Consider the following 12896-nt stretch of genomic DNA (forward strand, 5'->3'; position numbering starts at 1 on the left):
GCGCCATCATCAAAACCCCCTAGGGGTAGGGGGCAAACCTTTTTTAACTAGGCTTTTTGGCTAATTTTTTGAATATAAAACTGGCTTTTTGCAAACAATCACGCTTAAACGATGCAAGAGTTCGATCTTTTCCACTGATCGGATTTATAGCGTCAAGCATTCCTTGTGTATCATATCCCGCGATCTTTTCCACTTTATCCATATCGAAAGTGGAAAAATCAAAGTCAGGGGCAACATTATTTATAATGAATTTATAGATTTTCCGCACACCGATTACATAAGTAGGCGTTGGTGGCTGCTTACTAGGAGCAAATAATCCAGCTAATGCATCCTTATCGTTCAGAAAAGCATTTAAAGTTTCCAACGTCAAACTGCGATTTTCTAGGGGCAATGTCAGTCCAAAATGACGCTCAATATCTGTGACCAGTACCTGACTGGTTGAATAAACATCCTTACCCCACTGACAATACCAGTAGCCGTTTAGCTTTTTTTTCCAAATCGGGAATGCGCCTTGTTGTGCTGCCTGCACTATCCGTGAGGTATGGTATTGACTGTGTATACTGCCAAAGCGCGAACGTGGCTTCAGCCACTTCTCACCCTCAGCTATTGCCATCAGCTCTGCCGCTACAAAGATACTCACATAGTGGTACTGATTACGCTGAATCAAGTTAGCAATCAGCAAGGATAAATGAAGTCCCTGTATATAGAAATCCTCAATAGACGGTCTAACACCCTCACCACTCCACGCAGTCAAGCAGTCGTTATCATCATCACCGTGTGCAATAAACCGCCTAATCCCCTGTATTGGCTGCTCTCCTCTGATCAGCGCTTTTAAATAATGTTTCCCTGACTCATCAGCTATGGGGTCAAAATAACCTGAATATTCACCCTCGGAGGGTTGTTTATCCAGAAATAACGTCTCACTATCATGAGTAGTCTCTGAATCATCTATTGGCCGATCTGGAATAAATTTAACCACCCCCACTCGATCAGCCCTACACAATAAACTCACCCTCCCCATCAGTGCCGCACTGAATACATCTTCTATTTGCCACGCTTCTCCACCATATTCTTCGATGGCTGCGACAGCCTCACTCATTGAAAACAGCTCATTACTGTCCCAAATCACTGTCATAAGAACCCCTTACTTGTTCACCTTACCATAAAAATTTGCGCCAGCCGGGGTAAGGACTCCAGTTTTCGGTGATCAGCCTAAGCGCAAAAATATTATAAAGTGCTAGCCCCCTAGGGGTAGGGGGTAAATAAGCTACTCTCATGATTATTGATTATGAACAATTAAAGCAACAATTTGGCGGCTCACACCCTGCCGATGTTGCGGCACGTCTGGAGCGTGCTGGAGTCCGCTTTATTCTTGGCAAATCTGGCAAACCATTTACAACGGAGGCGGCACTAAACCATAGTATGGGGTTACCTGTAGGCCAGCACCTGCCTGATAAAGCACCCGATCAACCCTTAAACATCAAAGTCTTATGAAAAAACGAAAATACCCCATCCCCGCTGTAGAAGTAGCCAATGGTCGTGTTGTTTGGCGACCTTATATTCGCTTTGAAAATCGCACCGCTGATATTAAAGTAGACCGCAAAGGGCGTTTAGCACCACCACTACTATTGGGTAAAGTGGGCGATGATATTGACGCCATCATGCGAACCTATCTCCAAGCGAAAAGTACACTCGAAAAAACACACGCTGCTAAAACTCACACCTTGCGTTGGGTGCTTAATGAATACATGCGTAGCCGTCAGTATCGTGAGTTGGCCGTCAATACACGTAAGCGCGATGTTAGCTTGCTACTGATTCTGGATCACCCACTGGAAATAAATGGTAATGAGGATCAACTAGGCAACCTGCACCTAATCCATATTAGCAAGCCGCTTTTCAACCAGATTAAGGAAAGTCGCTACAAGAAACGTCAACAAGCCGGGCAAAAAGGTGAAGCACAAACTAATCGTGAAATCAGTCTAATCAGTTCTGCATTATCATGGGCTGTGAATAATCTGACAGGAATAGGCATTGAACATAATCCGCTACTTGGCCTAAAAAAGTTGAAAGAAACGCCTAATCTGCGTTATGTCACCGATCTTGAGTACCAGCAACAAATCAGTATTGCCAGCGAAGATGAACACAGCATTTTACCCATTGTATTTGAACTCACTTACTTGACTGCTACCCGTGGGATTGAGGTGCTAAATATCAAGGTAAGTGACTGCACTAGCGAAGGTATTTATATCAAGCGTACCAAAGGTAGCAAAAGTAACCTTATCCTCTGGTCACCACGCTTGCGCGATGCTTATCAATCCGCCATCACTCGCCACAAGCAACATAAAATCTTACCCATAGACCCGCCACTACTACTGTCTCGTGATGGACAACCCCTCACCCGATCTGGATTGGACAGTGCTATGCAACGACTCAAACAAAAAATGAAAGCACGTGGGTTAGAAGTTATGTATTGGCACTTGCATTTACTCAAGTCTAAGGGAGTATCTGATGCGAAAAACAAGCGAATTGCGGGTCACCGCAGCGAAGCCATGCGAGAGCGTTACAACACAAAAATGGAAGTATTTGAACCTGCTGGATAGCAACTACCCCCTAAGCTTCAGAAAATACCCCCTAAAAATGCTCAGCTTCCAAAAAGCAAAAAGCCCTGTAAACTATTCATTTACAAGGCTTTAAAGGTGGTGGGTCGTATGCGATTCGAACGCATGACCACCTGATTAAAAGTCAGATGCTCTACCGGCTGAGCTAACGACCCGTCGAGGCGTGCATTCTACACAATCACCGATACGTTTCAAGCATTTTTTTAACTGAACCGCTAGTTAATCTAAGCTTTTCTCTAAACACTGATCTTACCAATAGCGCTTAGCTCATTTTATGCCTCTAGCACAGCTTCATTCTGTAAGCATTGAATGAGTTTTGCCACTGGCACTTCTTCTGGGGCTTCTTGCATAGTCACCCATGCTTGTTTTAAATAACCCAAAGTAGCCTCTTGCAAGCTTTGTAAGGCAGCAAACGTGCGCTCGTTGTCAAAAAAAGCAAAAGGTTCGTCTAAGAAAATAAACTGACTCTCCGTGTCATTGGTTTCAACTAATGAATTACCTAAAGCCATCCGCATCGCCAGACTAATCTGGCGCTGAGTCCCTAACGAAATTTCATCAAAATCAAGATAGTCACCCTTTTCATCCGAGAGTACACGCAGGGCAAAGTCATTATTAATTTCTAAGCTGTTGTAATGGCTTTGGGTAAAGTCCGATAACAGACCTTGGCAACGTTGTTGTACAATTTGATTGAAACGTGCGATAGAAAACTGTGAAGCCTGACGCAGTAATTCAGAGGCTTTCGCTTTCACCTGCAGATCATGCTGGTAAGTCGCTATCTGTGAGTTTTGCTCTGCTGCCTCTCGGTTCAAGGCCATAAACTGATCGACTACACCACGCTCTTTGGCGACATCCTCATCGAGAGTGCTCATACACTGCCCAAGAAAGCGTCCCCGTTGCTTTAAGTCCTCACTAATTGCTTGACTGGTATAACGTACTTGATCCGGCAATACCGAATAATCACCGACCTGCTTAGGTAACTCAGACGATAAGGATAAATCCTCTGCCAACTTAGCCGGTTCTGGGGCTTGTGACCATAAATGGCGTTCTTGCAGATATTCGGTGGACTTATTGCCGAGTAGGGTAGCTAACTGAGTATTGGCTTGCTCCCAACCTATTTGTAAAGAGTGACTGAACCGCTGGGCCTGCTCACGCAAGGGTTGCAAACGATAGCGCTCTACATACCAACCTCTTAATAAAATAAAGCTAGTCACAATCGCCAGACCTACACCCACCCATAGCAAGCGACGCGCAAACAGTGGCTCATGGGTAAAATCAGGGCGGCTTACTCCTTCCAACCACTGCGGAACTAAGGTTAATAAGCCCCAAGCCGCCAGCACCAACAACAAGCCAATAATACCTAAGACACTCCAGCGGCCTAGCCAACGACTCTTGTTCCGATAGCGCTGATAAGCCTGATGATCCATCAAATAGCCTTCACTACCTGTTGGCAGTGCACTGACTAAAGCTTGGCTTTGTTTTTGGCGATCCTCTAAAACTTCACGTATCTCTAATAAATCAGGTAAGCGCTGATGGTCAATCATCACCGTCGCTTGAGCAGCTTGAGTGGCCTTATAATCGGTATCGAGTTTAGCTAAGGCCTCTTGCGTGGTTTGCAACTCCTGTTGCAGTACTTCGTCCAACTGAGCATAGGCTTTAATGCCAGCCATCGTCTGCAAATTTTTGGTATCTGTTTCACGCTCAGTACTTAGCTGCTGACTCCAATAAAAAATTCGACTAAAGGTTGAGTAATTAAAACCGACCAGTTGAGTTAAAAATTGCTCAACCTGAGTCACCCCCTCTGCTAACACTTGTTGTTGCTCGTCTAAAACCACCGCTTGTTGGTGACCTTGCTTATCGACACTCCGCTTTAAGTGATAGAGCTTGCCGGCATGAGCAAAACTTAAGTCGACACTGGCTTGCTCAGCTCCCCAATGAATCAGCTTATAAGTACGATCCGTCGTGAGATTATCAGTACGCCCGAATAAGGCAAAACTCAGCGCTTCGCCGATACTACTTTTGCCCGACTCATTACCGCCGGTGACTAGGATCAAACCCAGCTCAGGTAAATCCTTTAAATGTAGCCGCTCGTATTTACGGAAGTTTTCCGCAAGCACTTCCGTAATAATCATCCTTGTTCTCCTAAGCTTGACGCTTGCTCTAAGCGCTCAAGCACCCATTGAGCCGCCTCTTGATAGAGGTGAGGGTCGAAATGTGCTTGATTAGACACTGCTGCAAAATTCTGCTGACAAAACTCAGCAAAATGCCGTGCAGCTGTACTTTTCAGCTGCGTAGTAGAAAGCCATTCGGCTCGTACAGGTTCAGATGACACTCTTTACCTCCGTTCCAGATTTAGGTTAGTTTAACTAATAATGCAAAGCTGCAAAAAAAATGGTTGCACTCATCGTGTTTGTTAGCAGGGCATGACTGACAACTCATCAGTTAAATCAGTCGCTTTGGCGGTCAAATACGTTTAAAACATGACAGCTTCACCCAAATGACTAAGATAATGACTCTTCCATGGACAAAAGGATGTGTCATGATGGCTAGAATTTTAGTACTTGATCTTAACCCCACGCCCACGTGTCCCGACTTATCTATTGCTTATTTAGTCACCCCCTTACGAGCAGCGGGCTTTCAGGTCGACCTGCAACCACTGGTCAGTAAGCCCGCTAGCCCTTCCTTGACTCATCCAGCTGATAAACTCCAAGCTGGCCAAGTTGAATTGAATCTGGCAACTCTTCAAACTTACTTAGAACATACTCAATCTGCACTGATTTTAGTTCCTAATTATTTAAATCACTATGCTGTGATCCAAGGGTTGGCTAAATGTGCACAACAACTGCAATTACCTTTAATCTTAGGTGGGGCTTGTTTCAATACAGCGAGTATTGAAGATTTGCCCTTATGGTTAAATATCCAAGGTGTTAGCGCGGTTTTTGTAGGCGCAGCCGATTGGGTGATCGTCGACTTAATAGAAACAGCCTTAAATAAACAAGATTTATCGCTATGGCCTGGAATTTATCAAAATCAATACGATAATCTAGAGCTTGAGAATATAACAGCACCTCCTTTGCAAGAATTAGAATTATTACCTATTCCTGATTTATCTGATTTTGCTTGGCAACATTATCCTTTAGCGTCGGTTCCTATATTAACGGGGCGAACCACTAGCTTAGATGATCAGCAATCTGTCTATAGCCCTCGACCTGTACAAGCTGTGTTAGATGAATTATCTATTCAAGCAGAGCGGTATCAGCGTAAGCGCTTTATCTTTCTTGATTCTAGTCTCAACACGAACTTGGCTATGTGGCATGGGCTGATTGATAAAATTCAACCTATAGTACCCCATTGCCAATGGCTGGCCACTATTTATTTTGACGGAGAAAATCCATTAGGTTTAGATTTTAATACCTTAGTGGCGGCCCGTGCAGCAGGCTTACGGCATTTAAATATCAACCTAGAAACCTCTCAAATCCTAAAACAGGGTAAACTATCCAATATTGCCATAGAAGCTCATCGCGAATTAGTTGCCGATGCTTATCAGGCAGGCTTAAGTGTGCGTTGCTTAGTAAAGAACAGTCAGGCGCTTAATAATTTAGCTGATCTACCCAATACCAATGATTGGGTGCTAAGAAAGTTGGTTGAAACTGAACTGAAAACATCAAAGCCACCAGTAAACACTCAGCTTGTCAATCTGCCAGCCAACAAACCACCCCTTAAAAGTTTCTGGCAACACTACAAACCTACCTTACTTATGCATAAAACTCACCAAACCACTGAAGTCAATTCATTAGTTTAAGCAATTTTCTATTAATCCTACTAATTAATCAGTCACCGTTCAGGCACTAACTGCGAGCATGCTCCAAGAGCGGGCAGCTCGTCGGGTAAATTTAAGCAGCTTTGTAAATGATTTTATATTTGGATAACAAATCCTAATAATAAAAACAACGAACGGCAATAACTAATGAAAAAATATAATCTACTTGCACTCGCTGCAATGGCAGGTCTAGGGCTATCTGCATGCAGCCAAAATCCCCAAGCGATTCCTGAAGCCGATGCCTTAGTCACTACACCGATGGTGCGGCCACCGCACTCACAACAGGCCGTCCGTATTCCTAAGCATCAGCAATTAGCCCAGCAAACCAACCTACCCTCTGCGTATCCACTGCCTGTTAATCCATACACGAACCCACAGCCCGGTGGCTATGGGATTCCCTCGATTCCTCCACAGCTCGCCACGAATAATCCTATGCCACGGTTATCACGGGTTGAGCTACGCGCGATTGGTGATCAGATTTTTAATAATGAAGGCGGCGGTAATCTGAATCACTTAGTACATTGGAACGACGGCGAAGATTTTGCCTCAATGGGAATAGGTCATTTCACTTGGTACCCTGCTGGTCGCCGCCAAAGCTTCGGTAATACCTTCCCCGGTTTACTGGATTATATGGCACAAAATGGCGTACAACTGCCAGGTTGGTTGCAACAAGCACGCTATCAAGGTGCACCTTGGTCAAGCCGTGAACAACTCATGGCACAAAAACACACCCCACAGGTTCAACAGCTCCAAAACCTGCTCTACAACACACGCGAATTACAAGCTCAATACATTGTTGACCGTACTCGTACTGCTATGCCAAAACTCGTGAAGGCTTCCAATCAACAGTCCTTAGTCGCCCGTAATTTGAATGCGGTCGCGAATACTCCCGGTGGCTGGTATGCCCTGATTGACTATGTGAACTTCAAAGGTGAAGGCTTAGGGAATGGTGGTTATCGCGGCCAAAACTGGGGCTTACGTCAAGTACTCGAAGAAATGCGCCCCGGTACTCAAGGGCAACAAGCCCTGCATGAGTTTGCCGATGCCGCGATGCGGGTATTACAACGGCGTGTAAATAACTCAGATCCTTCTCGTAATGAGGCACGTTGGTTACGTGGTTGGCAAAATCGAGTAGATACCTATCGTAACCCCATCGTTTAAACACTAGAGTCCGCTAGCAGTGTGAAAGCTGCTAGCCCTGACCCTAGCTATCGAGTCTGTGACGCAGTTGCCGTTGCTTGCGTGCATCGACTCCTAGCGTTTGCACTGCTCTTTGTCTCAAACCGGGAACAAAGGGAATCTCACCTTTTTGCCCGCTGCGAGCATAATCAGCCAGTAATTGGTCGGTAAATGCTTCACCTAAACCCAATTCATGGATAGCTATCTCATGGACGAGCTTAAATAAACGCGGTAACGCAATTTGATGCGTTTGCCCAGATAACTGATGTAACTGCTCACTCAAGACCCAAAAACGTGCAAACGGACTCGATCCTAGCAACAGCGCTAAACTCTGTTCAAACCGCCCCGAATTACCAATGAGATCCCAATAACGTGCAAAACGATTCATTTGCTGCATCGTAAACAGATCAATTCGATCCGTCGCTAAGATATTATACGGTGGATAAGGGTTATAGAGCATGCCATAGGCTTCTGTATGGCGAATAATTGGTGCACCTCGTAAACGTTTAAGAATACCGACCTGAATCTCATGCGGGCGCAAAGCCACGAGTTGATCAAAACCCTGTGCAAAACTCGCTAAATCCTCCCCCGGTAAACCGAAAATTAAGTCGGTGTGGAGGTGAGCAGTACTGTACTGACGTAACCAACGCAAATTTTCAATGGATTTAGCATTGTCCTGTTTACGGCTAATTAAGGCTTGTACTTCAGGATTAAAGGTTTGAATCCCGATTTCAAACTGTAAACTACCCGCTGGAAATCGCTGAATACAGTCTTTTAACGCATCAGGTAAATGATCCGGTACTAATTCAAAATGCAAAAAGGTATCCGCATCTAAACGTGCTAAAAAGAATTCTAAAATCGCCTGAGTCGTTGCGATTTTCAAATTGAAGGTGCGATCAACAAATTTAAAATGCCTTAGACCACGCTGCCAAAGCTGATCCATTGCCTCTAAAAAACGTGCTAGCTCAAAGGGATAAGCGGTTTTATCCAAGGCAGATAAACAAAACTCACATTTGAAAGGGCAACCACGCGAAGCCTCTACATAAATAAAACGCTGCTTAAGATCCGTCTCGGTATACTCTGCATAGGGCAAATTGAGTTGTGCTAAGGGAAGCAAGGGGCTTTGAATAAACTTAGTGCTTGGCCTTGTGTTAGCCAACACCGCTAGACACAAATCGCGAAAGCTCTGCTCAGCAGCCCCACTAATCACATAATCCACTGATGTGCTAATCGTTTGGCAGGTGGCTTCATAGCTAACTTCAGGGCCGCCTAAGACTATCACTAACTGCGGCGCTAAGGTTTTTAATAGAGTGACAACCGCCGTCGTTTCAGCCACATTCCAAATATAAACCCCGAAACCAACTATTTTTGGCTGCCTAGCTAAAATCTGCTCAGCTATATCTAGCGGGCGCATCGCAATGGTGAACTCCATCAGCTCAGCTTGAGGCTGCAAATTGCCTAAATTTGCATACAAATAACGGAGACCTAGGGACGCATGATTATAACGAGCATTCAGTGTCGTGAGCAGAATTTCGGGCATATCGGCTGTTGAAAGGGAAAGTGGGCAGATTCTAGCATAAAAATAATGCTGAATCTTATTTTCGGACTGTTGTAAAGACTTAAGGCTGTGGTTTTAATGCGACATTTATCTCAATATTTAGTTCGATCAATCTAAAAAATAGATCATTCAATTTATTAGGAATCACAAATATTACAATTTGTCAATAGCGCCCGCAAGCCTGATGCTAACTAGTCTCGATCTTTTTTATATATCCATAAAAAAAATAAATAGATATTAAAATCATCCATTTATCGAAGCAGCTATCATCCAAAAAATGGCGGCTAGGCCTATTCATCCTTGAAGACTCACGTGTTAAAGTTCGCCCCGATTCGTCGTTAATCTTTTTGAAAATGATGAATTGCTTTTATAAACAAACTGTTAGGTTATTGTTATGACTTTGTTTAACCATTTTCTAGCTTTGCTGGTAATGGCGCTTGTTTGTTCAAGTCCAGCACTGGCCGCCGGAAAGAAGGAGACGACAATCAGTCTTCGCGTAACTGCGACTGCTTATAACTCTCTACCCGGTCAGACGGATAATACCCCTGACCTCGCTGCTTGGGGTGATCGTTTACGCCCCGGCATGAAAGCCATTGCTGTTTCTCGTGACCTGCTCTACAAATATGGATTAAAACGCAAAGCTAAGGTTCGGATCAGTGGGTTAGATGGCGAATTCCTTGTGCTGGACAAAATGCACCAGCGCTGGGAAAAAAAGATTGATATATATATGGGGATGGATCGCCACAAGGCACGGCGCTTCGGGCGCAAGAATGTGACTATCAAGTGGTAATTCTTTAAATCCAAGGATGGACAACAAGCCCGCTCTATGCGGGCTTTTTTCTAATGGGCCTCATCCCAATTATCTCCAACGCCCGTTTCGACTAAGAGTGGTACTGACAAGCTCACGGCATGCATCATTAACTCAGGAATCTTTGCTTGTACTTGCGCTAACTCATCCAAGGGTACTTCAAACACGAGCTCATCATGCACTTGCAAAATCATGCTAGTTTTCAGCTGATTGGCACGCAACCAGCGATCCACCGCAATCATCGCCTTTTTAATAATATCAGCAGCACTGCCCTGCATGGGAGCATTGATCGCAGTACGCTCAGCATATTGGCGGGTAGCAGCCTGACGTGCTTTAATATCCGGCAGGAATAAGCGCCGCCCAAATAAGGTCTCTACATAACCTTGGGCACGGGCTTGCTCACGAGTATTTTCCATATACGCCTTCACCCCTGGATAGCGTGCAAAATACAAATCCACATAGGCTTGAGCCTCACGCCGATCAACATTTAATTGCCGAGCTAAACCAAAAGCAGACATCCCATAAATCAAGCCAAAGTTAATCGCTTTGGCAGCTCGGCGTTGATCAGGGGTCACTGCCTCTAGGCTGATACCAAACACTTCCGCAGCGGTGGCTCGATGCACATCCAATCCGTGAGCAAAGGCCGCTAATAAGCTTTGATCGCCCGATAAATGCGCCATAATACGCAGTTCAATTTGCGAATAGTCTGCGGCTAATAATTGACAACCCTGCTCAGCAATAAAGGCTTGGCGAATCCGCCGACCTGCAGGAGTGCGAATTGGAATGTTTTGTAAATTTGGTTCAGTCGAAGACAAGCGACCCGTGGCTGCAACCGCTTGATGATATGAGGTATGCACCCGCCCAGTACGTGCATTGATTTGCTCCGGTAAACGATCCGTATAGGTGGATTTGAGCTTACTTAAACCACGATGCTCCAAAATTAGTGCGGGCAATTCATGGCCTAATTCTGCTAATTCTTCTAATACATCTTCAGCAGTTGAGGGCTGGCCTTTCGGTGTTTTTCGCAAAACGGGCAAACCCAGCTTCTCAAAGAAAATTTCCTGAATTTGTTTAGGGGAGGCTAAATTAAATACCTGCCCTGCAACTTGATAAGATTGCTCGACCAGTTCATTCATGCGTTGCTCTAGCTCTCGGCTTTGTTTCGCCAACATGAGGGCATCGACTTTGACCCCCTTACGTTCCATATCCGATAAAATGGGTACTAGTGGAAGTTCGATTTGCTGATAAAGCAAGCGCTGCCCATCTAAGGCTTGCAATTGTGGCCAGAAATAATGATGCAGACGTAAGGTATAATCAGCATCCTCTGCGGCATAAGGGGTTGCTTGCTCCAAAGCCACCTGATTAAAGCTCAACTGATGTTTACCTTTGCCAGCAATATCTTCAAAGTGAATCGTAGTATGCTGCAAATGTTGCGCACAGAGAGTATCAAAATCATGACGGCTTGCGGTTGAATCTAACACATAAGATTCCAGCATCGTGTCTTGCTTGATACCCGCTAAGCAAATGCCATGATTCAGTAAAACATTGCGATCATACTTTAGGTTCTGACCAATTTTTCCTAAATGCTCATCCTCTAATAAAGGCTTCAGTTGAGCTAAGACGGCCTCACGATTTAACTGTACCGGTGCACCTAAATAATCATGTGCTAAGGGTAGATACGCTGCTTCACCCGCTTGCAAGGCAAAAGAAATCCCCACAATCTGTGCATTCATATAATTCAGACTCGTGGTTTCAGTATCAACCGCAAACTCACCCGCCTGCTGAATACGCTGCAACCATTGATCTAATTCGGTTTGCGTCAAAATAGTTTGATACTGGCGCTCAGATACTGGTTGAGGGCTTGATTCCGGGGTTGAGCTTAAATTCAAACTAAGGGAAGAGGGTAGCTCCTTAAGCTCAAGGTTGGTAACTTGCGTATTAGCAGGCGGTAAGGCTAATTTATCTAGAGCATTTAGGCGTGAACGAAATTCATAACGTGTATAAAGCTCACGCAAAGCCTCCAAATCAGGCGGGCTAAAGGTTAATCCTTCTGGTTCAATGGGCAATGCCAAATCCGATTTAATCGTGACTAACTCATAAGATAAGGGCAGATGAGCCAGTGCTGCTCGTAGATTTTCACCCACTTTACCTTTGAATTCAGCAGCATGTTCCATGATATTGCTGAGTGAATCATAATCCTGCAGCCATTTTACAGCGGTTTTCGGCCCCACCTTATCCACTCCGGGGACATTATCCACCGCGTCTCCCATCAAGGCTAAATAATCACGAATTCGCTCAGGTGCTACACCAAACTTGGCGTTCACCCCTGCTGGGTCTAAATAATGATTACTCATGGTATTGATTAAATGCACGCGCTCATCCACTAGTTGAGCCATATCTTTATCACTGGTAGAGATAATCACCCGCCCAGCATACTCTTTAGCCAAAGTACCAATCACATCATCGGCTTCCACTCCCTCAATAATCAGTAAGGGGTAACCCTGCGCCTTAATCATCGCTAAGAGGGGTTGAATTTGCTGGCGTAACTCATCTGGCATCGACGGCCGATTAGCTTTGTAAGCTGGATACAAATCATCACGAAAGGTTTTACCCGGCGCATCAAAGACGACTGCCATCTGTTCAGGCTGATAATCCTTCCTGAGCTTATCCAACATATTGAGAACACCATGCATCGCCCCTGTGGCTTCGCCTTTAGAATTAGTCAGGGGTGGCAAAGCATGAAAAGCTCGAAATAAATACGAAGACCCATCAACTAAAATCAAGGGTTTCGTACTAACAGCAGAAGCGCTACTCATGGCGAGAACTCATAGCAAACTAGGACAGCTAAGGTTAGCGCGCTTTAGGCAAGGGAGCGAGTAGAATTAACGACGATCACAAACTCCAGCCTTGATTGGT

10 protein-coding genes and 1 tRNA gene are annotated in these 12896 nt (G+C 44.8%); 5 read left to right on the forward strand and 6 right to left on the reverse strand.

Annotation, left to right across the window (positions count from 1 at the left end; translation table 11 throughout):
* Nucleotides 1–43: 43 nt before the first annotated feature.
* The gene (locus tag B5D50_RS14565) at nucleotides 44–1135 is read right to left on the reverse strand and encodes a hypothetical protein (RefSeq protein ID WP_078923387.1); all 1092 of its coding nucleotides are present in this window, start codon (nucleotides 1133–1135) and stop codon (nucleotides 44–46) included.
* A 140-nt stretch (nucleotides 1136–1275) separates the two neighbouring features.
* Here B5D50_RS14565 and B5D50_RS14570 point away from each other — a divergent pair, with 140 nt between their 5' ends.
* Entirely contained in the window at nucleotides 1276–1494 is a 219-nt protein-coding gene (locus tag B5D50_RS14570) for a hypothetical protein (RefSeq protein WP_078923388.1), read from the forward strand.
* The gene (locus B5D50_RS14575; protein ID WP_078923389.1) at nucleotides 1491–2600 is read left to right on the forward strand and encodes a tyrosine-type recombinase/integrase; all 1110 of its coding nucleotides are present in this window, start codon (nucleotides 1491–1493) and stop codon (nucleotides 2598–2600) included. The genes B5D50_RS14570 and B5D50_RS14575 overlap by 4 nt, the downstream gene beginning before the upstream one ends.
* Nucleotides 2601–2697: 97 nt before the next feature.
* Here B5D50_RS14575 and B5D50_RS14580 read toward each other — a convergent pair.
* The 3 genes from B5D50_RS14580 to B5D50_RS14590 all read right to left on the reverse strand — a co-directional run bounded on the left by B5D50_RS14580 (nucleotide 2698) and on the right by B5D50_RS14590 (nucleotide 4947).
* Nucleotides 2698–2773, reverse strand: a tRNA-Lys gene (locus B5D50_RS14580).
* 117 nt (nucleotides 2774–2890) lie between these two features.
* Entirely contained in the window at nucleotides 2891–4747 is a 1857-nt protein-coding gene (locus B5D50_RS14585) for an AAA family ATPase (protein ID WP_078923390.1), read from the reverse strand.
* Nucleotides 4744–4947, reverse strand: coding sequence for a hypothetical protein (locus B5D50_RS14590; RefSeq protein ID WP_078923391.1), 204 nt, complete (start codon nucleotides 4945–4947; stop codon nucleotides 4744–4746). Before B5D50_RS14590 ends, B5D50_RS14585 begins: the two co-directional genes overlap by 4 nt.
* Nucleotides 4948–5154: 207 nt before the next feature.
* Between B5D50_RS14590 and B5D50_RS14595 the strand changes: the two genes are divergently transcribed.
* Both B5D50_RS14595 and B5D50_RS14600 read left to right on the forward strand, forming a co-directional pair.
* On the forward strand, nucleotides 5155–6417 hold the full coding sequence (locus B5D50_RS14595; protein ID WP_143594374.1) for a radical SAM protein: 1263 nt from the start codon (nucleotides 5155–5157) through the stop codon (nucleotides 6415–6417).
* A gap of 165 nt (nucleotides 6418–6582) precedes the next feature.
* Nucleotides 6583–7596, forward strand: coding sequence for a hypothetical protein (locus B5D50_RS14600; protein WP_078923393.1), 1014 nt, complete (start codon nucleotides 6583–6585; stop codon nucleotides 7594–7596).
* Between the two features lie 43 nt (nucleotides 7597–7639).
* Here B5D50_RS14600 and B5D50_RS14605 read toward each other — a convergent pair whose 3' ends face one another.
* Nucleotides 7640–9154 (reverse strand): B12-binding domain-containing radical SAM protein, encoded by a 1515-nt coding sequence (locus tag B5D50_RS14605; protein WP_078923394.1) that lies wholly within the window; start codon nucleotides 9152–9154, stop codon nucleotides 7640–7642.
* A gap of 412 nt (nucleotides 9155–9566) precedes the next feature.
* Between B5D50_RS14605 and B5D50_RS14610 the strand changes: the two genes are divergently transcribed.
* The gene (locus B5D50_RS14610; protein ID WP_078923395.1) at nucleotides 9567–9962 is read left to right on the forward strand and encodes a 3D domain-containing protein; all 396 of its coding nucleotides are present in this window, start codon (nucleotides 9567–9569) and stop codon (nucleotides 9960–9962) included.
* Nucleotides 9963–10012: 50 nt separating this feature from the next.
* Here the strand turns inward: B5D50_RS14610 and polA are convergent, their stop codons facing one another.
* Nucleotides 10013–12796 carry a DNA polymerase I gene (gene polA, locus B5D50_RS14615; protein ID WP_078923396.1) on the reverse strand — a complete coding sequence of 928 codons (2784 nt, stop codon included), beginning with the start codon at nucleotides 12794–12796 and terminating at the stop codon, nucleotides 10013–10015.
* Nucleotides 12797–12896: the final 100 nt, after the last annotated feature.

This window comes from Thiothrix eikelboomii (genome assembly GCF_900167255.1).
In the GTDB taxonomy this organism is placed as follows: Bacteria; Pseudomonadota; Gammaproteobacteria; order Thiotrichales; family Thiotrichaceae; genus Thiolinea; species Thiolinea eikelboomii.

What these genes read in the sequence shown, in the direction of transcription:
- B5D50_RS14565 (WP_078923387.1), bottom strand. Translation starts at nt 1,135, where the DNA reads ATGACAGTGATTTGGGACAGTAATGAGCTGTTTTCAATGAGTGAGGCT.
- B5D50_RS14570 (WP_078923388.1), top strand. Translation starts at nt 1,276, where the DNA reads ATGATTATTGATTATGAACAATTAAAGCAACAATTTGGCGGCTCACAC.
- B5D50_RS14575 (WP_078923389.1), top strand. Translation starts at nt 1,491, where the DNA reads ATGAAAAAACGAAAATACCCCATCCCCGCTGTAGAAGTAGCCAATGGT.
- B5D50_RS14585 (WP_078923390.1), bottom strand. Translation starts at nt 4,747, where the DNA reads ATGATTATTACGGAAGTGCTTGCGGAAAACTTCCGTAAATACGAGCGG.
- B5D50_RS14595 (WP_143594374.1), top strand. Translation starts at nt 5,155, where the DNA reads ATGATGGCTAGAATTTTAGTACTTGATCTTAACCCCACGCCCACGTGT.
- B5D50_RS14600 (WP_078923393.1), top strand. Translation starts at nt 6,583, where the DNA reads ATGAAAAAATATAATCTACTTGCACTCGCTGCAATGGCAGGTCTAGGG.
- B5D50_RS14605 (WP_078923394.1), bottom strand. Translation starts at nt 9,154, where the DNA reads ATGCCCGAAATTCTGCTCACGACACTGAATGCTCGTTATAATCATGCG.
- B5D50_RS14610 (WP_078923395.1), top strand. Translation starts at nt 9,567, where the DNA reads ATGACTTTGTTTAACCATTTTCTAGCTTTGCTGGTAATGGCGCTTGTT.
- polA (WP_078923396.1), bottom strand. Translation starts at nt 12,796, where the DNA reads ATGAGTAGCGCTTCTGCTGTTAGTACGAAACCCTTGATTTTAGTTGAT.